Raw genomic sequence first — 21,962 nt, 5'->3', positions numbered from 1 at the left:
GAATCGGGTTCAGCAGGATTTGATGAGGCGTAGCCCGTAGATGGCTTCCATTTCGCGCAGCTCGTCGAGCACTTTGCGTGGCGGCTGGCGCGACACGCGGATGGTGGCAACGGCTGCATGGTGCTTCGGCCCGGCCAAGATCTCGTTGCGCATTTGCAAGACGTTGATCCCGCTCGCCCTCAACGCCATCAGAATGCCTGCGAGCACACCGACCTGATCACGATGTCGCACCACGATGGTGCTACGACCCAGGGGCCGCTCCGCACGATTCACGCAGTTCAGCACTTCGCCGGTCGAGAACGCCTCGAGGACTTCCACGACACCGTCGGCAATGTCCTCTGAGGCTTGCATAGTGGAGGCCCCGATGTGATGCGTGCCGGTCACACTTGGGTGCGACGCCAGCGGCGAGCGCCAGTTCGGCTCGGCTCCAGAGGGCTCCCCCTGGAAGACGTCGAGCCCTGCCCGCATGCCCCGCTCATCGAGTGCCCGCAGCAACGCCCCCTCGTCGACGATCTCGCCGCGGGATGTGTTGAGCAGGATCGCACCGTCGGGCATCTTCGCCAGAAACTCTGCATCCACGAGGCCGCACGTCTCGGGGTTGGCAGGCAGGTGCAGCGAGACGATGTCGGCCCCGGCCAGCAGGCTGTCCCAGTCGGGAACGACCTCAATCTCGTGTCGCTTCATCTCGGCGAGCAGAGCGTTCGAGCGATCCGAGCGATACAGCGCCGACACATCGATGCCGAACGCGACGGCACGGCGGGCTACCTCGATGCCGATGGCGCCCATGCCCACGACGGCCATTCGACGACCCTTCAGGCCAGAGGCGCCCATGTACTGGGCCTTGTTCCAGCGACCCTCGTGCAGGTCCGAGGTGGCGTCGGGGATCTGGCGGTCGATGGCCAGCAGCAAGCCCATCGTCAGCTCGGCAACCGCCACGGCGTTGCGCCCTGGCACATTGCAGACGTACACGCCGAACTTGCTGGCCCCGTCGCAGTCGATCGTGTCGGTTCCGGCGCCGGCGCGCAGCACCATGGCGAGCCGATCGGCAGCCTTGAACACCTTCCGCTTCACCTCGGTGCTGCGCACGACCAGGACTTCGACGCCCTCGATGTGATCGGCAAGTTCCTCGGCGGTCAGCTCGGGCTTGACGATGCAGTGGTGGCCCGAAGCCTCGAGCCGGCCGAGACGGCCGGTATCGATCTTGTCGGCAAAGAGAATGTGCATCGGCGTCACCGCTGGGACGGGGCTTGCGGTCATAGCGCCGCCGCAGCGGCCGGGACATGTACCCGCATGTCTAGCCAGTGTGCCAAACGCGCGGCCCTGCGCGGTGACACCTGTGTTTCCCCCTCTTGCCCGCTGTGCTCACGGGCCGCTCAGCCTCTAGAGCAGCTGGCCCACGTCGAGAATGAGCAGGATCACCAGCAGCACGATGATCCCGGCGTTGAGCACGCTGACGGGCCATTTCCAACGGTGATCGGAGTTCCACTGCCGCCTGATGCTGGCGACGTTCGCCCACAGTGCGACCAGCGAGATGGGAATGCCCACGGCAGGTCCGACGCCCGGCGCCAGCCCGATGAACGGTGCGACGAACGGGAGGATCACGTAGGCGAGCGTGCAGCGGATCGCGGAGATCAGAATCGAGAACCGCAGTGATCGGGCACTGGCCTCATCGAGCTCTGAAGCTGCGGTTGCAGCGGTTCCGGTCACGGTGGCCCATTCTCGCAGCCCGTCCCCCCGTCACCAGCCAGGTTGCAGCAGCCACAGGCTGCCGGGGTGCCGCCGGGACGCTGGCAGGCCGTTGGCGAAGCGCCAGTACCATCATCGGCAATCCACGGACTCAGGGGGAAGCATGGCCGGTGCACTTGACGGAATTCGCGTTCTGGACCTGTCCACGCTGGTGCAGGGTCCCCAAGCCGCCGAGATGCTGCACGACCTCGGCGCCGAGGTGATCAAGATCGAGCTGCCGGGCATCGGCGACGTGGGCCGCCACGTGGACATGCTCGAGGATTTCGGCCACACGTCAGTGTTCATTGCCTGCAACAGGGGCAAGCGATCGGTGTCGCTGGATCTGCGCGTCGAGGCGGGGCGTGCGGCATTCCTGCGACTGGTGGAGACCTCCGACGTGGTGCTGTCGAACTTCAAGCCGGGCACGCTCGACGAGTGGGGCCTGAGCTACGACGAACTGGCCGAAGTGAACCCCAGGATCATCTGGGCGGCAGGCAGCTTCTTGGGCCCTGTGGGGCCTGACGCCCAGCGCGAGGGCGCCGACATTGCGGGGCAGGCCTCAGGCGGCGTGATTGCCTCCAGCGGGTATGACGGCGGGCCGCTGTCGACCTATGGCTCGCTCGTGGCCGATCATTGCGGCTCGCAGAACCTCCAGACCGGGGTTATTGCGGCGCTGTACGCCCGGGAGCGCACGGGCCGGGGCCAGCGAGTCGACGTCAGCCTGCTGGGCGGGCAGATCTGGCTGCAAGCGGTCGAGTACACCCATCTGCTGCTCACTGGCAACGAGGCAGGGCGCTCGAACGGCGGGCATCCCCTGGTCCATGCGCTGTACGGCATCTTCCCCACTGCCGACGGCTACATCGCCATGGCGGGCTGCCCAGAGCACCTGTGGCCAGGCATGTGCAGGGCCATCGAGCGTCTCGACATGGTGGACCATCCCACGTTCAACGCCTATTTCGTGAGCCGGGAAGTGGCCGCGGAGATGCGGGCGTTCTTCATCGAGGTGTTCCAGACACGCACCACCGAGGAATGGTCGAAGCGGCTCGAAGCCGAGGAGCAGAGGTTCTGCCCGGTCCGCTCGCACTCCGAAGTGGTGGCCAGTGACCAGCCGTATGCCAACGGCTACTTGAGCAAGGCCGACCATGACGAGTGGGGCGAGCAGACCTGGGTGGGCTGCCCCATCACCATGAGCGACACGCCCACGCGGTTCAGCAACCAGGTGGCCGAGCTCGGACAGCACACCGAGGAGGTGCTGCTCGAGGCCGGCGCTGAGTGGGAGGAACTCGAGCAGTGGCGTGAGTCGGGTGCCTGGTAGTGGCGTGAGCCAGGTGCCTGGCAGCGGTGTGAGCCACAGCTGAGCCGCGGCCGCGTCGTCGAGGACGGGCCCTCCGCGCGGTGCCTCAGCCGAAAGGCGGCGATGCCCGGCAGCCCCGACGGCCTGGACTTTGTGCAGAAATGCCGCCACAGACGGCAAAACTGCGCAAAGAATGCGCGACAGCACCTTTCCGAGACATCACCTATCCGCGGGCCGCTCAGCCGCAGAGCTCACCGCCCGATACCACGGGGCGGCCGGCCAGCACAGTGTGACGCACCTTGCCGGTGAGTTCGCGACCCGCCCATGGCGTGTTGCGGCTGCGGGATTGCAGCTCGTCGGCGCGGACCGTCCAGCGCTGGGCAGGGTCGAACACTGCGAGGTTGGCGGGCATCCCGGCTTCGACGCGATGACCGTGCTCGGCGATGCCGGCGATGCGTGCCGGCGCAGCCGAGACCACCTCGACGAAACGGGCGGGCGACATTACCCCAGTCGCTACCAGCTCTGACCAGATCACCGACGCCATCGTCTCGACACCGGTCATGCCCGGGGCGGCATCGCGCAGCGACGTGTCCTTCAGCGAAGCGTGATGGGGTGCGTGATCGGTTGCGATCGCATCCAGCGTGCCGTCGCAGATGCCGCGGCACAGTGCCGCTACGTCGCTGCGCAGTCGCAGTGGAGGATTCATCTTGCCGGTCGTGCCCAGCCGCTCGACATCGTCTTCGGTGAGCACAAGATGCTGTGGGGTCACTTCGGCGGAGACAGCGACGCCGGTGCGCTTGGCCTGTTCGACCAGCTCCATGGCGTCCGCGGTGGAGATGTGCAGGACGTGGTAGCGGCCGCCGGTGCGCCGGGCCAATTCGATGTCGCGAAGCACCACCGACACCTCCGCAGCTGCCGGTCGGCCCCGCACGCCGAGCCGCCGGGACACAAGACCTTCGTTGATGACTCCCCCGGCAACCATGTCGGGGTCCTCGGCATGCTGGCTGACGACCGAGCCCGGCAGGCCGACGGTGGCGGCGAGGGCTGCTTCCATGAGGGTGTCGTCAGCCACGCAGTCGCCGTCGTCTGTGAAGACCCGCACGCCCATGCCGTAGAGCGCTGCGAAGTCAGTGAGCCGCTCCCCCGTTCGCCCGGTGGTGATGGCCGCTGATGTGCGGATATCGCAGGGTGCTCCCGCGGCGAGCGCCAGCACATCTCGGACCATGTCGGGCGTGTCGATCGTCGGCGTGGTATTCGGCATCATCACGCAGGCGGTCACGCCCCCCATGGCAGCCCCCGCTGCTCCCGAGGCGATGTCCTCGCTGTCGGTCCCTCCCGGCGTGCGGAAATGCACCTGGATGTCGACGAAGCCAGGCATCAGCCAGGCATCCGACGCGTCCAATGTCCGTCGGGCCTGAGACGCTTCTCCTGCCGGCACCACCGCCGAGATGCGTCCGTCCTCGACGATCACGTCGATTCGTTCACCGCCATGGGCGGAATCGGCCAGCCTTCCACCGGAGATCACCAGATCGGCAGCCATCGCCTCACCCTATGGCTGAGGGGAACAACCACGGTGGGAGGCGGCGAGGCGCCGCGCCTTCTCTGCGCAATTTTGCCGTCTGTGGCGGCAATTCTGCACAAAGAACTCAGACAGCATCTTCTCTGCGCAAGTCTGTCGCCTGTGGCGGCAATTCTGCACACAGAATCTCGGCGGCCGTACCCGGTACGGTTTCTCCCATGACGCTCGCAGAAGCTCCCCCGACAGCAAGCGAACTCATCTCGGGCGCCCAGCGCGCCGACTACCAGGCGAACGGCTACCTGTGCTTGCCTGGGTTTGTCGGAGCTGAGTGGCTCGATGAGCTGCGGGCCGTCACGGCGGAGTTCGTCGAGGCCAGCCGGGCGGAAGCCTCTTCGGGCAGGGTCTTCGATCTGGAGCCCACGCACACGGCTGACGTGCCGAGGCTGCGACGCCTGAATTCACCTGTGGATCAGCACCCGACATACGCCCGGTTCACCTTCGAGGGTCCGCCGGCGCAGCTGGCTTCGGCGTTGCTCGGCGGCCCCGTCCGGTACCACCACTCGAAGCTCAACTTCAAGTGGTCCGAAGGCGGTGAGGAGGTCAAGTGGCACCAGGACATCCAGTTCTGGCCTCACACCGACTTCACGCCGCTGACAATCGGGGTGTACCTCGAAGACGTCGTTCCCGAGATGTCGCCGATGGGCGTGCTGCCAGGCAGCCATCTCGGGCCGCTGTACGACCTGTATGCGCCCGATGGCAACTGGGCCGGTGCGATGAACGACGCCGACGCTGCCGGGCTCGACCTTGACGCCATGGTGTACCTGGGAGGTCCGGCGGGCTCGGTGACCGTGCACAACTGCTGCATGGTGCATGGCTCGATGCCGAACGATTCGCCCCGGCCTAGGCCGCTGCTGCTGCAGACGTACTCGGCCATTGACTCCTACCCCATCTCCCACGTCGGTGCGAACGGCGTGCTGGGCTCGAGCGGCGGCCGCCTCTGCGGCGGGGAGTCTTCCCAGATGCTCACCATCGACGGCCGGCAGATGCACGGGGCGCCGGACTGGTCACTCAAAGGCCCGCCGACGATCTTCGGCTCCCAGCAGAAGGACGACTGAGTCGCTGCAGGACCCGATGCGCTCTTGTCGAGGGGTTTCGCAGCCATGAGCGACGACCGCCAGCACGCGCTGCCCGAATTCGCTGCGGCTCTGGACGCTGTTCTGCGGCGCGAGATCGACGACTGCGAGGGGCTGGTCTCGGCCGAACGGCTCAGCGGAGGGGCGAGCATGGAGTCGTATCGGCTTCGGTGTCGCCGTGCTTCGGACCCTGATGGTGTTCTTGAGATCTGCCTGCGTCGGGGGCCTGACGGCATGGATCGCGAGGGCGACAACGTCACCGGCGTCGAAGCTGAAGCTCTGTGCATGAGCACAGCTCGTCTGGCGGGCGTGCCTGAACCCGAGGTGCTGTATGTGCTGACGCCTGCCGACGGGATCGGTGCGGGGTTCTTGATGGAGTGGCTGAACGGCGTAACGCTCGGCGCCCGCATCGCTCGGTCGCCTGAGCTGGAGGAGGCGCGCTCGAAGCTGGCGTTTCAGTGCGGGCAGGAGATGGCCCGTATCCATGGGATCGATGTGGGCGCGACCGGCCTGGGTGATGTGCTGCTGCGTGCACAGCCGAGTGAGTACCTGGCGGAGACCTGGGACCGGTATCGGGAGCTGCCGACGCCGCAGCCGATGATCGACTATGCCGCCCGCTGGTTGTCCGAACAGCTCGAAGGGCAGGATCCGGTCGAGCTGACGCTGGTGCACAACGACTTCCGCAACGGCAACGTGATGGTGGACGCCGACGCCGGGCTTGTCGCCGTGCTGGACTGGGAGACAGCCCACATCGGCGACCCGATGCGGGATCTGGGCTGGATGTGCACCAATTCGTGGCGGTTCGGGCAGCGGCATCTGCCGGTTGGCGGCTTCGGGCGCTATGAGGACTTGTTCGCGGGTTACGCCGATGTGGCCGGGGCGCCGGTGGATCCCAAGCGGGTGCAGTACTGGGAGGTGTTCGGGTCGTTCTGGTGGGCCGTGGGGTGCCTGGGCATGGCCGATCGGTACCGACAGGGCTCTGATGCGACCGTGGAGCGTCCGGCCATCGGGCGCCGGAGTTCTGAGTGCCAGCTGGACTGTGCGCATCTGATCATTCCAGGGCAGGTCGAGTTCGTGCCTGCGGTGCATTCGCTGGGTCTGCTTGAGTCCGATTTTGGTCGCCGGGCGGCGAAGGTGTCGGCACTCGGGGGCAGTGCGACCAGCGCAGAGGCGAACGCTGCGGCTGGGGACATGCCTCGTGTCGACGAGATCCTCGAGAGCGTTCGGAATTTCCTGCACACCGAGGTGCGGCAGGCAACCGAGGGGCGGACGAGTTTCTTGGCGCTGGTGGCGGGGAACTCGATTGACATTGCGCTGCGCGAGCGGCTGATCGGCCCGCAGCTGCATCGCTATGAGCTGGAGCGGTTGGTCTCGTTGATGGGCTCCCCTGCTGAGGAGGTCGGTGGCGTAGTTCGGGCTTCGGCTGGGGCTGGTAATGATGCTGCGGCTTCGGCTGGGCCTGATGCTGAGGTTGCCGAGCAAGTCACCGAGCTGCGCTGGCGGCTAGTGCATCGGCTGCGGGACGGCTCCATGGCGCTCGACGCTGACGGGCTCGCCGAGTACCTGCGGACCTCAGTGGCCCATCAGGTCGCAATCGATCAGCCGAAGTATTCGGCATTCCGCCACCTCGCTGCGCAGGCCAGCGAGTAGCTGTTCGACGAGTAGCGCCGAGCCAGCAGCACGCCCAGCCGGCGGCGGTCGCCCGCGAGCACCGCAGCAGTCTCGAAGTGATCGGCGGCTGCGAATGCGGCTTCGATATCGGCGGTGACCGCAGCCCTTGACGATCCAATCAGAATGAGGCGGCGACACGCGCGCCCGTGCTGGTCTTTCCGACGCCTCTGATGCCCTCGATCACACAAGCGGGATGGATGGACAGCAGATGTGCCAACCGTGCATCTGCATGCCGTCGCAAGTACTCCATGCAAAAAAGGCCAATTGCTTATCCATTAGATGGTAGATGGATATCCAATTAGTCGTTTATGCGAGTCGCCAATGAACGCAACTCGTTGGGGTTGTCAGTCATCGCCCGAGCGCGCTCGCTGACGACACCAATCCCAGAACTGTCACAGCGCTATGGGCGTGTTGATTGCAATGCTGTCAATGCATACTCTGTATACAAGAGATACGGAGACGGGTTCATGGCCAGTATCACAGTGCGCAATCTTGACGATGGGCTGAAGCGACGACTGCGCATACGCGCAGCAGAGCATGGTCGCTCCATGGAGCAAGAAGCTCGCGACATCCTCAAGGCAGCGTTAAACGAAGATGCAGCACCGTCAACGAACCTGGGTACAGCCATCCATCGGCTCTTCAGACCTTTCGGCGTCGAGAACCTGGAGATCCCACCTAGGGAGCCCATGCGCGAACCCCCGCAGTTCGACTGAGGGCCGCGACGTTGTTGATTCTCGACACCAATGTCGTCTCCGAGCTCATGCGCGAGCATCCCCGACCTGAGGTTCTGGCATGGATCGACCGTCAGCTCACCGATGATCTCTACGTAACGGCTGTGACGGAAGCAGAGGTCCGCACGGGCATTGCGATGCTGCCCGAAGGAGAACGTCGGCGTGGGCTGTCCGTCGCGGCCGCACGGGCCTTCGAGGTGTTGTTCGCCGACCGGGTCTTGTCCTTCGACAGCAACGCAGCTCAGGCGTACGCAGCGATAGCCGCCGCGCGTCGCGCCAGCGGCCACCCAATCAGCCAGGCCGACTGCCAGATTGCCGCCATAGCCCGCTCGTTGGGCACATCGGTTGCAACCAGGAATGTGAGCGACTTCGAAGGCTGCGGAATCGACGTCGTCAACCCCTGGACCGATGCATGAGAGTCATTCTGGCGTCGTTGAGCTATTCGGGGAACGCGCACGAGCGGTAGCCGTCATCGGCATCGAGCGTCTGTAGGTGTCCTACCGCCAGAGCGCGAGCAGGACGCCGATCACGCAGTACGAGATCAGCGGGTAGCCAGCGTTGATCGCGAAGAGCCGCAAGCTGCGGCCTTCGAACGTGTAGTTGATGCCGTTCGAGGTAAGCACGAAGCCGACCGCCGCCAGAAGGCCGAGGCCCAACCCTTCGCCGAAAGTGTCGACGTCGAGGCCCTGCGCCAGCAGTGCCAGGCCGAGCGTGAACACCAGGGCCAGCACGATTGCGACGACGTACGGGTACCACCGGCGCGGGGTGCCCTTCATCGCTTCCATGTCCTCATCGGTCAAGCCGACTTCAGCCATCCACGGCTTGGCGAACGAGCTGTACCAGGCGGCACCCAGCACCTGATTGAAGACGATCGCAACGATGATCGCCCACCAATTCAGGCTTCCCAGGTCCATCGCTTCCATGTGCACTCTCCCCGAGTCGCGACAGCCCGCGCTCAGCTCTCGTTCGGAGCATATGTCTCCAGATCTGCATGCCCGCCGGTCAGTGCATATGCGCCCCTCCAGATCCGAGCTCCGCATTTCGGCCACGGAAGGCACTTCGGACACGGGTCGCGGTCCACGGCAACAGGCGTGATTGCTCCCGCAATGCGTGCCCATTCGGCGGGGGCACGTCACAAGCTGGCTGTCGTTGAGCAACGCAGGCCCGCCGCAGCGATGCGTGCCTATCCGCAGGGAGGTGCGCGTCGCGGTGTGCCGTCGGGTGGTGTGTCTATGGGCCAGTGGCGTTGGTGATGGTCGAGATGGCAGGGCACGCACAACATCGCCAAGTTGGAGATCTCGGTGAGCCCGTCATCCTCGTAGTGATCGATGTGGTGGGCGTGGCAGTGCTCGGTATGCGTGGCGCAAGCAATGCAGCCGCCGTCCCGAATCGCCAGCACGATGCGCTGCGCCTCGCTGGCGCTTCGAGCACGCCCCAAGGCAAGCTCGGACCAGTCAGCCTTGAACATCGCCGGCAGCACCTTGGCATCAGCGGCAAGCTCAGCAAGCTGTCTCGCCGACAGCGGAGTGCCATCGTCGAGCCGAGGATTGTCGAGACCGCCCGACACCGTGTTGTAGTCGGCGACGATCACCAAGCTCGCCTGTGGCTTCTGGCGGCCCAGGATCAGTTCGCACAATGCATCGGCATTTCGCTATGGATAGGCGAACTCACCGCCGTCATCTCGTTGGCGCACCGCCCGCTCAGCCGCAGCAATCTGCTGGCTGATTTCGCGGCCGGCGATGAAGTCCAGATCCGCTCGGAGATGCCACATCCCGTCATCACCGAGGAGCATCGAGCAGCGACGCTCCTCGCGCTGCAGCGCCAGCTCGGCATCGACCGGGGTGCGATCGTTGGCTGCGGCCTCGGCTTCGAGGTCGGCAAACACCTGCAAGCTCTCATAGGCCAGCGTGTGACGGGCAACCACATCGGAGGGATACGCGCGGCACAGCTCGAGGAACTCGTCTTCGTCGCGACGGTGCTTCTTCGGCGACTCCCGAGCAATCACCTTGGCATGAGACAGCTGGATCTCACCCGCGGACAGCGCGTCGAGTGTGTCGGCGAAGTCGTGCTCGACAAGAGCTTCGGCCAGCCGTACCTCACTGCGAGCCTGGGCTGAGTTCATCCGCGTGTACTCACGCAGCTGCCACGCAGCCGACTGAGTCCCATCTCGGGACACCAGCTCGCCGAGCAGAGCCACATAGCGGCCCTCCAACCGGGCACGCTCCGCCACCAGATCCACCAACTCATCGACCAACTCGCCGTGCCCCAGCGCCCCGAAGTCGACTGCGTCGACGGGACCGTCATCGACACTGCCGCTGTGGGACTGGACCCCACCGGCAGTCGCGGCAACCAGCACAGCAGCATCGCCATCGGGGCGAACTGGCGGGGCCTCCAGCAACATAAGGCAAGTATACATACATACGTTCTCAAATGCAAACATTCGCGCGCTCGAATTTCGTCAACACATGCCAGAGGAGACACGGCGGGTTTGGCGCAACACTGTTTCTCGGGCGCCCGCTGAGCAATTGCCCGGATCGTCGGCCCGAGAACGCAAAGCCGCAGGTCACGGAATCGCTAGTCGGCCCCACTCCGGGCAATTCAGCGATCTCGGAGTTCGTATCCCACCCGAGCACTCAGGAGCGGCCTAGCTTGCGCGACGATGCGGGTGCACACATCGAACCGTGTCCCCGCTGAGGTCCAGCGATCTCTCATCGGAACCTGCCTCGCGGGCGCCGTTCTCGCGCTGACCGCGTGCGCCCCGGCCCCGACACGTCCCGAAGCCAACCCGACGCCGAGGCTGCCCGGACCGGCTCGACCAGATCAGACTCAGCGATCGCCACGCAGCAGCCTGCTGCGGACGCCACCTCGCGCTCGGAAGCCACAGGCGGGACAACCCCTTCAGACACTGCCCCTTCAGACACTGCCCCTTCAGACACTGCCTCCGCTGCTACACCAGACCGTTCAGACACTGCCCCTTCAGACACTGCCTCCGCTGCTACACCAGACCGTTCAGACACTGCCCCTTCAGACACTGCCGCCGGCGAGGGCGGCGCGGCCACGGGTGACGAAGGCGCGGCCACGGCCGGGGATGGCGCGGCCTCAGGCGAGGGAGGTGCCGACTCGGGCGAGGAAGGTGCAGCTACCAGCGACGACGGCACACAAGTGCTGCCACCGGTCACGTTTCCTGATGCGAGCATTCGGGATCCTGAAGCCGAAGCCGCTGACCTCGAGCGGCGCAGGAGCGTCATCGGCCTGTTCGAGCGGTTGCGAGTCGAAGCTGAGCAACGTCGGGGCTACGACCGCGATGCCGTGTTTGGCGGCTGGCTCTACAGCAACGGACGCTCCACCCGAGACCGAGTCCTCGCAGCGGAGCGGCGCCCCGATAGCACTTGGCGGTCGCTGTACGACAACGTCAGCGTGAGCTCGGCATCGAACCTCGACATCGACCACATGGTGCCCCTTGCCGAGGCGTGGGAATCCGGCGGGTACCGATGGACCGCCGACACCTGGACCCGATTCGCCAACGATCTCGGCGATCCCCGCTCGCTCATTGCCATCACGGCGTCGTCCAACCGCAGCAAGAGCGCTCGGGATCCTGCGCAGTGGTGGCCTCCCGAGGACGCCTACCGATGCCAGTACGCAGCAGATTGGGTCGCAGTGAAGGCTCGTTGGGATCTCGCTGTTGACTCCGTCGAGCAACGAGTTCTCGATGACGCACTCGACTCGTGCACCGGAGGCGAATTCGACTTCAGTGCCCCACAACCGGCAGCGACGACATCACTGACGGGGGACCCCGAAGACTCCACAACAGACGAAGCCGAAGCAGACGAAGCCGAAGCGGGCGAGGGCGAACCAGGGGACGGCGAATCTACGGACGCCGCCGAGAACGCCAGTGCCGGTAACGACTGCCACCCCGCCTACGAACCGTGCCTGCCGAACCTTCCCGGCGATGCGGTCAACTGCGGCGACTTGACGGCCGCCCAGAAGCCGGTGATGGTCAAGGTCATCGGCGAGGACCCGTACCGTCTCGACCGGGACGGCAATGGCGTCGGCTGCCAGTCCTAGGCAGCCCGAGCGCTCCCCCACTGCGGCTGCCAGTCCTAGGCAGCCCGAGCGCTCCCCCACTGCGGCTGCCAGTCCTCGGCAGCCCGAGCGCTACCCCACTGTGGCCGCCAGTCCTCGGCAGCCCGAGCGCTACCCCTCGGCGGCGGCCTTGATGGCAGCGAGGGTCGTGGCCATACCGGCACGGACTACATCGGCACGCGCCGCCAGCTGCTCGGCGCTGAGCGGCTGCAAGGTGGGCGGCAGCGACAGGACGTCCCAGGCTTCGGTCAACGTCGTGCCGCCCGCATCGTTGGACGCCATGCGGTAGGTCCAGCGCACATAGGGGCCTTCGGGATCCTCTGGCCGGGTCACCCATTCGAAGCACTCGCCGGGCTGCGCCACGGTGACGGTGCACGGCACGCTCCACTCCCGTTCGCCGATGCGGTTGTGCCCTTCGAACGTGGAATCCTCGGCTCCTGGCGTGCCGCTGGTCCAGTCGGCTCCGGCGTTCTCGGGGCTCCAGTCCCCCATGCGCCCCACGTCGGAAACCATGGCGAAGACGGCTTCTGGCGTGGCGGCGATCTCGACGGTGGCTTCGTGCTGCATTCCGTGAACGGTCATCGTCGAAACCGTAGTTCCGTGCGCCTGCCTGCGAGCAGTGCAGAGCACCGCGCACGAGGCCGCTGCGCCATACCATTGCGGCGACCGCGAACGGCCCAACCGAAGCTGTTCGTGCACGAACGCACAGACAACAGGAGCGTCGATGGGCGAGATTCCCCGTACTGAACACCGTCGAAGCCCGATCCGGCGCCTGGGCCGCACGGTCGAGCCGATCCACACGGTGGCCTACTACTCACCGGAGATCTACGGATTCAACGACGACGGTTTCAAGGGCTGGTGGCATGCGTACTTCGCGTATCGCTCGGCGCCGATGGGCAGGGCCAGCGCAGCGACCGTGACCGCGGTGTTCTACAACTTCGCTCCTCGCATGGTGGGGCGAGCGGTGCCGGGCTGCTGGGACATCATGGAGCCAGACGCCGTCCGTGCCCGGCAGCTGGAGTTCACGACCGCCTCGATGCAACGGGCCTTGGGCGAGTACCCGGATCCGGGCGATATCGCTGCGGCTGCGTCCGCGCTGCGTAGCTTCGCAGGCGATCTGCCCATCGGGGCACGACCGCTCTATGCAGGGTGGGCATCGGAACCGTGGCCGAGCGACAGCACCGGCGGCGGGGACGTCATGGACCTGTGGCACGGCTGCACGCTGCTGCGCGAGTTCCGCTTCGACGGCCACAACATCGCGCTCGCCGCCGGCGATCTGGATCCCGTCGAGTGCCACGTGATGATGACCACGGGCGGCCACGGCAACGGTGCCACCATCCAGAAGATCCGTGGCTGGAACGCTGACGAGTGGGATGCCGCGTGCCAGCGGCTCGTCGACCGGGGCTGGATCACCGCCGACGGCGAGCAGACACCCGACGGCAACGCCGCACGCCGAGCCGTCGAGCACGACACGGACCGGCTGTCTTGCGCCGCAGCCGACGCCCTGCCGGCGGGCGATCTTGAGGCTCTCTTGGGCCGTCTCGAGCGCATCATGGGCTACCTGGTCGAGACCGGCATCGTCGCAGGCGTCTGGCCGCCGCCGCACGTCACTGTCGCTGCCTGAGGACCTGTGCCTGAGCGAACTGGGCCCTCCCGCTCTGCCGAGATCAGTCCTGAGCCAGACGACGGCAGCGGGCGCGACTTCATTCGCGATCTTGTCGTAGCGGACCTCGCTTCGGCGCGGTTCGCGGGCCGAGTGCAGACCCGCTTTCCGCCGGAGCCGAACGGGTACCTCCACATCGGACACGCCAAGGCCATCTGTCTCGACTTCACCGTCGCTTCCGAATTCGGCGGGCACTGTGTCCTCCGCTTCGATGACACGAACCCCGCCACCGAGAGCCCCGAATATGTCGACGCCATCGTTGACGACGTGAGATGGCTCGGATTCGAGCCGCACGAGATCCGTTACGCCTCGGACTACTTCGAGCAGTTGTACGCGTGGGCCGAGCTGTTGATCGAGCGAGGTCTTGCCTACGTCGATGATCAGGACGCAGACGCCATTTCGGCTGGGCGCGGAGGCTTCGGCCGCGCAGGCACGGAGAGCCCGCACCGCGACCGGCCGGTCACCGAGAACTTGCGCCTGTTTCGCGAGATGGCTGCTGGCCGGCATTCCGAGGGCAGCCGGGTGCTGCGCGCCCGCGTCGACATGCAGCACGAGAACATGCAGATGCGTGACCCGGTGATGTACCGGATCCGTCACGAACACCACTACCGCAGCGGCGACCGATGGTGCATCTACGCCACCTACGACTGGGCACACGGCCAAAGCGATGCCATCGAAGGCGTCACTCATTCGCTGTGCACGCTGGAGTTTCGAGACAACCGGGCGCTCTATGACTGGTATTTGGAGCACCTGCCACTCGATGAGCTCGGCCATAGCGGTGAGCGGCCCTACCAGACCGAGTTCGCCCGGCTGGAGCTGAACCGGACGATCACCTCCAAGCGGGTCCTGCGCCGGCTGGTGGAGGGCGGCCATGTGGACGGCTGGGGCGATCCCAGGCTGCCGACGCTGCGAGCCCTGCGGCGGCGCGGGTATCCCCCTGCAGCCATCCGGGAGTTCTGCGCCTCTATCGGGGTTGCGCGTACCAACAGCCGCCATGCTCCCGAACTGCTGGAATCGTTCGTGCGGACGGAGCTGAATGCCGTGGCGCCTCGCCGTATGGCCGTACTGCGGCCGCTGAAGCTCGTCATCACCAACTGGCCTACCGATGACGACGGCGTGCCCGTCACCGAGTATCGGGAAGCCGTCAACAACCCTGAGGACCCCTCCGCCGGCACCCGGCAGGTGCCCTTCAACGGGACCCTGTGGATCGAGCAGGACGACTTTCGCCTCGACGCGCCGCCGAAGTACTTCCGGCTCACGCCTGGTCGGGAGGTCCGGCTGCGAGCGGGCTACTTCGTGCGTTGCACCGACGCGGTGACCGACGACGAGGGCAATGTCACCGAGGTGCACTGCACCTATGATCCGCAGACCTCAGGCGGCCAGGCGCCGGACGGCCGAAGGGTCAAGGCCACCATTCACTGGGTCAGCGCAGAGCACGCAGTGCCCATCACTGCCGTTCTGTATGAGCGGCTCTTCGACGCCGAACTGCCAGGCGACCGCACCGGTGATCCCCTCGACGACCTGCATCCGGACTCCCGCGAAGTTCTTGTCGGCGTCGCAGAGCCGGCAATCGCGGATATTGCTGCTGGCACCGTGGTGCAGTTCGAGCGACTCGGCTATTTCTGCGCGGACGGCCCTGTGTCGGACGGCCCTGTGTCGGACGGCCCTGTGTCGGACGGACCTGTGTCGGACGGACCTGTGTCGGACGGCCCCGTGTCGGACAGCCCCGTGTCGGACAGCCCGGGGGCCTCGCTGTTCCACCGCACCGTCGGGCTGCGAGACGAGTGGGCGAACATCCAGAAGCGCCAGGCCCAAGCCGCCAAGCAGGGCGGCAAGCGGGGCTCCAAGGGCGGCGGCGAGCGAGGCGGCAGTCAGGGCGGCGAGCGGGGCGGCAGTCAGGGCGGCGAGCGGGGCGGCAGTCAGGGCGGCGAGCGGGGCGGCAGTCAGGGCGGCGAGCGGGGCGGCAGTCAGGGCGCAACAGAGGGCGGCGAGCAGCCGCAGAAGGAGGCCACGTGAACGCACCGCAAGCAGGCGAATCGGGAACTGCTCCAAATGACGCTGCTCCTGGCGATGCCGGCTCGAACGACGCCGGAACCCGTGACCGGGTGGCAATCATCACCGGAGGCGGCACCGGTGTCGGCAAGGCCTGCGCGCTGGCGCTCTCGGAGGCCGGCTGGAAGGTGGTCATCTGCGGCCGTCGCCGAGAGCTGCTCGACGAGGTGGTGGATCTGTGTGCGGATGAAGCACTCGCCGTCACCGCTGACGTCTCGGAACCGGACCAGGTCGATGCTCTGTTCGCAGGGACCACAGACCGGTTCGGCCGTGTCGACCTGCTGTTCAACAACGCCGGCATGGGCACCCGTCCCGTTCCGGTTGATGAACTGGCGGTCGCGGACTGGATGGCCACCGTCGGGGTGAATCTCACCGGCTCATGGCTGTGCGCCCGTGCGGCCTTCGCTCAGATGAAACGCCAGCGGCCCTCCGGCGGTCGCATCATCAACAACGGGTCGGTGTCAGCGCAGACCCCCCGCCCGCATTCATCCCCCTACACAGCGACGAAACACGCCATCACTGGGCTGACCAAGGCACTGTCGCTGGACGGGCGGGAACATGGCATCACCGTCGGGCAGATCGACATCGGCAACGCCAAATCGCCCCTGACCGCGGCCATGGCCACCGGCGTCCCCCAGGCCGACGGGAGCATCCGGGCCGAACCGCTGATGGATGTCGACGACGTGGCCGGCGCCGTCCTCTACATGGCGGAGCTGCCTGCCGACACCAACGTCCTGACGATGACGGTAATGGCCAACGGAATGCCCCTGGTCGGACGCGGCTGAGAACGTCAACGGATAGGCACAGACGCAATAGCGGCGGAGGCAGCAGGGAACTCTGCGAGGTTGGGACCTGCCGGATCCCCGGAGCAGAGGGCCCTGCCGCCTCCGCCGCGGGCACACGCTTCGCCAGCGGGCACACCTGTCAGCGTGGCACGCCTGTCAGCGTGGCACTGAGGACTCGAGCGAGTAGGTGCGGGAGGGCGCCTCGAACCGGCGGTCGCCCAGAGTCTGGCGTCGGTGGCGGCTACGGAGCTCGTTGGGTCTGGTGGAAACTGCCGGGGGTGGCCTTGGTTGAGTTTTCGTCTAACAGGGTGTGTTTACAGTCCATGTCATGAGGTTCACGGACATTCACAGCGATTCGGCGGCCGGATCGGCGTCGGGTTCGACGCCATCGGGCGAGTCTGCTGCCGCCGTGCCGGCGGGAAGGTCGTTGCCGGCCGAGTCGGCGTCGCCGGTCGAACCTGTGCTGGCGGTGGGTGCGTCGCTGCGTGAGGCCGAGACGGTGCCGCCCGCCCATTCGACGCCACCAACTCTGGTACCCGCGTCGGGGTCGGTGCTGTCGGTGCTGCGCGGAGCGCGTGACGTAGTGGCGCGGGCGTCGCTGGTCCCGCTCAAGGGTGCGCCCAGCGACACGCTCGCCCAGGTGGTCGAGCAGGCTGAACGGCTGCGCGCGGCCGCTCAGGCGATGCTGCTGAGCGCCACCGCCGCGCTGGAAGCCTCACAGGCAGGAGCGGGCCGCTCGGCGCTGCGCGAGCGGGCACGGCAGAGCAGCCGCAACGCCAAGCGCACCACACAAGACAGCGGACAGATCGCGCAGATGCCGAATGTGGCGCGCGGCCTCGCGGTGGGCGATCTCACCGTCGAGCATGCCGAGGTGCTCGCGGACGCGGCCCGACAGACCAGCCCCGATGCCGTCGACACCGCCGCGGACCTGCTCGAGACCGCCGCTGCGGTGTCGCCCGAGATTCTGCGCCGCGACGCCCGCGACTTCGCCGCCCGCTATGACCCCGACGCGGTGCGATCAGTGCTTGCGCGCCAACGCCGCGAACGCAGCGCCGCATTGTTCGTCGACCACACCAGCGGCATGGGAGTGCTCAACGCCCGTTTGGACCCGATCAGCTTCGCGTTGATCCAACAGGCAGTCGAGAACTACAAAGACGCCCTGTGGCGACAAGACGGCGGACGCGACGGCACACCCAACCAGATCCGCGACAACAAACAACGCCTCGCGGACGCCGTCTTCGAGATGCTCACCGACCGCAATGCTTTGGTCACCATCGACCACCCCACGGCTCCAACGCCACAGGCACAGCACCACTCCCCCTACAGCACCGACACCGACCCGGGCCGTGACGTTGCCGATCCCGGGCGCACTGGCGATGCCCGACATGACCGCAGCGGCACAAGCGATGGCGAGCGCGACCGTGATGGCCGCGGCGAGTACGAACACCGCTGCGATGGCGACCACAGCCCGCAACGCAGCGATGCGACACCCCCCACACACAGCGAGACCGTGCCGGTCGGCGCCGCGGGCCGCTCGATCCAGCGCTGGCGGCCTGCCCAAGCACCCAACCAGCTCGTCATCGTCGCCGAGATCGGCGTCATCGACGGCACCACACCCCACGGACGATGCGAAGCCCTCGGCGTCGGGCCCGTACCGGCCGAGATCCTCAACAACCTCTCGTCCGACACACGCATCAGCGGCGCACTGTTCGACACCGCAGGCCAGCCGCTGTGGCTCGGGCGCAGCCGACGGCTCGCCACCGCAGCCCAACAGCTCGCCGTCGCCATACGCGACCGCGGCTGTGTTCTGTGCCGCGCCCCGATGCATCGCTGTGAGTACCACCACATTGACGAATGGAACGCCGACGGCGGCACCACAGACCCTCCCAACCTCGCAGCACTGTGCGACGACTGCCACAACGGCCTGCACGAACACAACCAGCGACTGCGTCGACACCCCACCACCGGCCGCTGGGACACCGAACCCCGCGACGAACCCGACAGCACCGACGGGGCCATAAGGAACACGGGCCCGGCGAGACCCCGCAGCGAACCCGCCAGCGCAAACGGCGCCGCAGAGAACACCAGCCCGGCAAGTCCCCGCGGCGAACCCGACAGCGGCGAGCGAGGAGGCAACCCGCCATGATCAAACCCCTGCGTCTCCAACGAACCCACAGCGGTTCATACGGCCACATGAACGGCGACTTCGGCCGCAACCACTACATCAAGTTCCAGTAATGGCACCCCAGTAATGGCACCCAAGGACCCGAGCGAGCAGGCGCCGGAGGACACCTTGAACCGGCGGTCGGCCGCGGCTGAAGGCGCCAGTGGGCATACCTGTCAGCGCGGCTCCTTAGGCTGCGCGCCATGAAATTCGGGTATCTCACTGGCAATCATCACGGCGGCATCGACCCAGGCGATCTGGCCCAAGAGCTCGAAGAACGGGGCTACTACTCGGTGTGGTACCCCGAGCACACCCACATCCCGACCTCTCGCCAGAGCCCGTACCCCAATGGCGGGCAGCTGCCGGGGACCTACTTGCACATGATGGACCCGTTTGTCTCCATGGGCGTTGCGGCTGCGCGGACTTCGACGATCAAGCTGGGCACGGGCATCTGCCTCATCCTGCAGCACGACCTCATCGATCTCGCCCGGACCGTGGCGTCGACCGATGTGCTGTCGGACGGGCGTGTCGTGCTCGGCATCGGCGTCGGTTGGAACTCCGAGGAACTGGCCGATCATCGACCCGACATGCCGTTCCGCCAGCGCTACGGCGCCATGCGCGAGCGTGTGGCTGCCATGCGGTCCATCTGGGCGAACGATCCGGTACCGGCCTTGGACGGCCGATGGGACAGCCACAGCGAGTCGTGGATCTACCCCAAGCCGGCGAATGGCTCGGTTCCGATCGCGCTCGGCAATGCGGGCCCCCTCGGCATCGGGCACGCAGCGGAGTACGCAGATGAATGGTGTCCCATCGATGTCGGCGTGATGAACGTGACCGGCAAGCCCGACGTGGTCGGCGGCATCGAGCGATTCCGCCGGCTCGCCGCCGCGGCAGGGCGCGACGACGCCGACGACATTCCCATCACGCTCTACATCTGGGGACGGCCGCGTCTGGACCGGCTCGAGGCCTACGCCGAAGCGGGAGTCAGCCAATTCGTGTTCACGCCCGTCAACTTCGACCTGCCATCAGCAGACGAGACGCTGCAGTACCTCGACGAGCTGACGCTCACGCTCGAAGCATTCAATAACTGAGACTCCCTACCGGGCCCGACGAAGTACGCTTGCCAAAGAGGCCAGCCTCAGCCGGGTGGTGGCCGAGTCCGAAAGGCGCTTCCCACCTGGAGAGGCTGGCCCTCACGCGAACGTAGCGACGCACTCGTGCCGGAACCCAGTGAATTCCGCGCAGGCTTGAGCGCCGGTAGCTGACAGGCGCGTTCGGGCTAGAGGCCTGAGCGCCTGGGTCCGATGGTTGCGTTCGGGCTAGAGGCCTGAGTGCCTGGGTCCGATGGTTGCGTTCGGCCTAGAGGCCCGGGCGCCAATGTCTGATGGTTGCGTTCGGGTTAGAGGCCCGAGCGCTCCAGGATGTGCACGCCGCAGCTGGAGCCGAGGCCGATGACGTGGGCCAGACCGACCTTGGCATCGGGGACCTGACGGTCGCCGGCCTCGCCTCGGACGTGGGTGGCAACCTCGAACAGGTTGGCCACGCCGGTAGCGCCGATCGGGTGCCCTTTCGACAGCAGGCCGCCTGACACGTTGACCGGGATCTCGCCATCACGACATGGGCCGCCCCGGTCGATCCACTCGCCGGCGCCGCCGGGCTCGCACAGGCGCAGGTTGTCGTAGTGCCGCAGCTCGGCCGTCGCGAAGCAGTCATGCAGCTCCACGAGGTCGAGATCGGCTGGGTCGACGCCCGAGTCCTCGTAAGCAGCGTCGGCTGCATTACGCGTCAGCGTGTTGACATCAGGCTGGACCTGGCAGCCCTCGGTCCAGGGATCTGAGGTCAGCACCGAGGCCGAGACCTTGACGGCGCGTCGTTGCTGCTCACGTGGCAGCGTCCGCAGCTTCTCATCGGAGACCAGCACGACTGCAGCAGAGCCGTCGCCGGTGGGGCAGCACATCAACAGTGTGTTCGGGTAGGCAATCACCTCAGAACCCATGACCTCTTCCAGCGTGAACGCCTTGCGGTACTGCGCCAGCGGGTTCAGCGTCGAGTGCTCGTGGTTCTTCTGAGCCACCTTGGCGAATTGCTCGAAACCCACACCATCGTTCTCGTAGGCGTACTCCATGCCGGCCTGGGCAAACACGCCCGGCATCATGTTGGTGCCCAAGCGCCCCTCGACACCGACCACGGAGCCGAAGCGGCCCTTGCGCTCGAAGACGTTCTTGTCGGAGCGGGCGGCCCGATCGCCACCGAGCATGCCCATCTTGCCCATCTGCTCGACGCCCACAACAAGGCCCATCTGCGCCTCACCGGATTTGATCGCCATCATCACGGTGCGGACCGCCGTGGCGCCGGTAGCGCAGGCGTTGGCCACGTTGTAGACGGGAATGCCGGTCTGGCCGATCTGCTTCTGGAGGCGCTGTCCGACGCCGCCGTTGGCTTCGTAGAGGCAGCCCGCCGCCAAGACGTCCATGTCGGCCATGGTCACCCCGCCGTCGTCCAGTGCTCCCAGCGAGGCTTGCGCTGCAAGGTCGATCAGGTCTTTGTCGGCGTACCGGCCGAACTTGGTCATGGATGTGCCGAGAATCCAGACGGGGTCCTGATTGCTCATGGCTGCTCTCCTGTGGTGAATGGTGGTGCTGTTGGCTGTCTGTGTCGAATGCGGTCTGTGTCGAATGCGGTTTGTGTCGAATGCGGTCGTTATGCGGTCGAATCGGTGTCGCTATCAGCGGCCCTGCTGGAGCCCTCAGGCTGGCGAAGGCTCGTATCCGAAAGCAACGGCTTCGTTGCCTTCGTCGTCGGTAGTGGCCACGTAGGTTGCGAGGCGCACGCGCATCCCGAGGCTCACGTTCTCGGGCGTGGGTTCGACATTGACGATGTTGCTCTTCACGCGCCCGCCTCCGTCGAGATCGACCACCGCGGACACATACGGAGCTGGCACTCCCCGCGCAGCGCGGTGCACGATCGTGAACGCCCGCACCGCGCCCGTGTTGGCGAGCCGGGTCGTCGAAAACTCGCGAGCCCCGCACGCGGCACATGCATTCCGACGATCGAAGTAGGTGACCCCACAGGCATCGCAGACGTTGGCGACCAAGTGGGGGTCTTCCCCCAGCTGCAAGTACTCGACCATGGAGATTTGGTT

At 66.4% G+C, this 21,962-nt stretch carries 19 protein-coding genes and 1 pseudogene; 11 read left to right on the top strand and 9 right to left on the bottom strand.

The annotated features are described in order from the left end of the window. Nucleotides 1–9: 9 nt before the first annotated feature. Complete coding sequence (locus tag ACOQPH_RS06030; protein WP_420623819.1) at nucleotides 10–1,257, bottom strand: NAD(P)-dependent oxidoreductase; 1,248 nt, start codon at nucleotides 1,255–1,257, stop codon at nucleotides 10–12. A 123-nt stretch (nucleotides 1,258–1,380) separates the two neighbouring features. Continuing rightward, nucleotides 1,381–1,707, bottom strand: a complete 327-nt coding sequence (locus tag ACOQPH_RS06025) for a hypothetical protein (protein WP_420623818.1) — start codon at nucleotides 1,705–1,707, stop codon at nucleotides 1,381–1,383. 142 nt (nucleotides 1,708–1,849) lie between these two features. Here ACOQPH_RS06025 and ACOQPH_RS06020 point away from each other — a divergent pair, with 142 nt between their 5' ends. Continuing rightward, on the top strand, nucleotides 1,850–3,040 hold the full coding sequence (locus ACOQPH_RS06020; RefSeq protein ID WP_420623817.1) for a CaiB/BaiF CoA transferase family protein: 1,191 nt from the start codon (nucleotides 1,850–1,852) through the stop codon (nucleotides 3,038–3,040). A 217-nt stretch (nucleotides 3,041–3,257) separates the two neighbouring features. Here the strand turns inward: ACOQPH_RS06020 and ACOQPH_RS06015 are convergent, their stop codons facing one another. Beyond that, nucleotides 3,258–4,559, bottom strand: a complete 1,302-nt coding sequence (locus ACOQPH_RS06015; RefSeq protein ID WP_420623816.1) for a dihydroorotase — start codon at nucleotides 4,557–4,559, stop codon at nucleotides 3,258–3,260. 197 nt (nucleotides 4,560–4,756) lie between these two features. Here ACOQPH_RS06015 and ACOQPH_RS06010 point away from each other — a divergent pair, with 197 nt between their 5' ends. The 4 genes from ACOQPH_RS06010 (at nucleotide 4,757) to ACOQPH_RS05995 (ending at nucleotide 8,489) form a co-directional block, all read left to right on the top strand. Then, nucleotides 4,757–5,653 (top strand): phytanoyl-CoA dioxygenase family protein, encoded by an 897-nt coding sequence (locus ACOQPH_RS06010; RefSeq protein ID WP_420623815.1) that lies wholly within the window; start codon nucleotides 4,757–4,759, stop codon nucleotides 5,651–5,653. 45 nt (nucleotides 5,654–5,698) lie between these two features. Next, nucleotides 5,699–7,321 carry a phosphotransferase family protein gene (locus ACOQPH_RS06005; protein ID WP_420623814.1) on the top strand — a complete coding sequence of 541 codons (1,623 nt, stop codon included), beginning with the start codon at nucleotides 5,699–5,701 and terminating at the stop codon, nucleotides 7,319–7,321. Between the two features lie 488 nt (nucleotides 7,322–7,809). Next, nucleotides 7,810–8,055 carry a FitA-like ribbon-helix-helix domain-containing protein gene (locus tag ACOQPH_RS06000; protein WP_419553210.1) on the top strand — a complete coding sequence of 82 codons (246 nt, stop codon included), beginning with the start codon at nucleotides 7,810–7,812 and terminating at the stop codon, nucleotides 8,053–8,055. Between the two features lie 11 nt (nucleotides 8,056–8,066). Next, entirely contained in the window at nucleotides 8,067–8,489 is a 423-nt protein-coding gene (locus tag ACOQPH_RS05995; RefSeq protein ID WP_420623813.1) for a type II toxin-antitoxin system VapC family toxin, read from the top strand. An 81-nt stretch (nucleotides 8,490–8,570) separates the two neighbouring features. Here the strand turns inward: ACOQPH_RS05995 and ACOQPH_RS05990 are convergent, their stop codons facing one another. The 3 genes from ACOQPH_RS05990 to ACOQPH_RS05980 all read right to left on the bottom strand — a co-directional run bounded on the left by ACOQPH_RS05990 (nucleotide 8,571) and on the right by ACOQPH_RS05980 (nucleotide 10,474). Beyond that, nucleotides 8,571–8,996, bottom strand: coding sequence for a DUF1761 domain-containing protein (locus ACOQPH_RS05990; protein WP_420623812.1), 426 nt, complete (start codon nucleotides 8,994–8,996; stop codon nucleotides 8,571–8,573). A 260-nt stretch (nucleotides 8,997–9,256) separates the two neighbouring features. Then, nucleotides 9,257–9,664, bottom strand: coding sequence for an HNH endonuclease signature motif containing protein (locus tag ACOQPH_RS05985; protein ID WP_420623811.1), 408 nt, complete (start codon nucleotides 9,662–9,664; stop codon nucleotides 9,257–9,259). 60 nt (nucleotides 9,665–9,724) lie between these two features. Then, a complete protein-coding gene (locus ACOQPH_RS05980) occupies nucleotides 9,725–10,474 on the bottom strand; it encodes a hypothetical protein (RefSeq protein WP_420623810.1) in 750 nt (249 codons plus the stop codon). 350 nt (nucleotides 10,475–10,824) lie between these two features. Here ACOQPH_RS05980 and ACOQPH_RS05975 point away from each other — a divergent pair, with 350 nt between their 5' ends. Then, nucleotides 10,825–12,138, top strand: a complete 1,314-nt coding sequence (locus ACOQPH_RS05975) for a GmrSD restriction endonuclease domain-containing protein (RefSeq protein ID WP_420623809.1) — start codon at nucleotides 10,825–10,827, stop codon at nucleotides 12,136–12,138. A gap of 129 nt (nucleotides 12,139–12,267) precedes the next feature. On the opposite strand, the gene ACOQPH_RS05970 is transcribed toward ACOQPH_RS05975, so the two are convergent. Continuing rightward, nucleotides 12,268–12,738 carry an SRPBCC family protein gene (locus tag ACOQPH_RS05970; RefSeq protein ID WP_420623808.1) on the bottom strand — a complete coding sequence of 157 codons (471 nt, stop codon included), beginning with the start codon at nucleotides 12,736–12,738 and terminating at the stop codon, nucleotides 12,268–12,270. 142 nt (nucleotides 12,739–12,880) lie between these two features. On the opposite strand from ACOQPH_RS05970, the gene ACOQPH_RS05965 reads away from it, so the two are divergent. The 5 genes and pseudogenes from ACOQPH_RS05965 (at nucleotide 12,881) to ACOQPH_RS05945 (ending at nucleotide 19,911) form a co-directional block, all read left to right on the top strand. After that, nucleotides 12,881–13,780 (top strand): SCO6745 family protein, encoded by a 900-nt coding sequence (locus ACOQPH_RS05965; protein ID WP_420623807.1) that lies wholly within the window; start codon nucleotides 12,881–12,883, stop codon nucleotides 13,778–13,780. Between the two features lie 6 nt (nucleotides 13,781–13,786). Continuing rightward, nucleotides 13,787–15,451, top strand: a pseudogene (locus tag ACOQPH_RS05960) (glutamine--tRNA ligase/YqeY domain fusion protein); the annotation flags it as partial. 473 nt (nucleotides 15,452–15,924) lie between these two features. Next, the gene (locus ACOQPH_RS05955) at nucleotides 15,925–16,656 is read left to right on the top strand and encodes an SDR family oxidoreductase (protein WP_420624316.1); all 732 of its coding nucleotides are present in this window, start codon (nucleotides 15,925–15,927) and stop codon (nucleotides 16,654–16,656) included. A 328-nt stretch (nucleotides 16,657–16,984) separates the two neighbouring features. Then, a complete protein-coding gene (locus tag ACOQPH_RS05950; RefSeq protein WP_420623806.1) occupies nucleotides 16,985–18,802 on the top strand; it encodes a DUF222 domain-containing protein in 1,818 nt (605 codons plus the stop codon). Nucleotides 18,803–19,023: 221 nt separating this feature from the next. Further along, complete coding sequence (locus ACOQPH_RS05945) at nucleotides 19,024–19,911, top strand: TIGR03619 family F420-dependent LLM class oxidoreductase (RefSeq protein ID WP_420623805.1); 888 nt, start codon at nucleotides 19,024–19,026, stop codon at nucleotides 19,909–19,911. Nucleotides 19,912–20,219: 308 nt separating this feature from the next. On the opposite strand, the gene ACOQPH_RS05940 is transcribed toward ACOQPH_RS05945, so the two are convergent. Together ACOQPH_RS05940 and ACOQPH_RS05935 are read right to left on the bottom strand one after the other, a co-directional pair. After that, the gene (locus ACOQPH_RS05940) at nucleotides 20,220–21,431 is read right to left on the bottom strand and encodes a thiolase family protein (RefSeq protein WP_420623804.1); all 1,212 of its coding nucleotides are present in this window, start codon (nucleotides 21,429–21,431) and stop codon (nucleotides 20,220–20,222) included. A 135-nt stretch (nucleotides 21,432–21,566) separates the two neighbouring features. Next, nucleotides 21,567–21,950, bottom strand: coding sequence for a Zn-ribbon domain-containing OB-fold protein (locus tag ACOQPH_RS05935; protein ID WP_420624315.1), 384 nt, complete (start codon nucleotides 21,948–21,950; stop codon nucleotides 21,567–21,569). Nucleotides 21,951–21,962 lie beyond the last annotated feature (12 nt).

The organism is Candidatus Poriferisodalis sp., assembly GCF_965221945.1.
Taxonomy (GTDB): domain Bacteria; phylum Actinomycetota; class Acidimicrobiia; order Acidimicrobiales; family Poriferisodalaceae; genus Poriferisodalis.
This window is presented reverse-complemented; position numbering and strand designations above follow the sequence as displayed.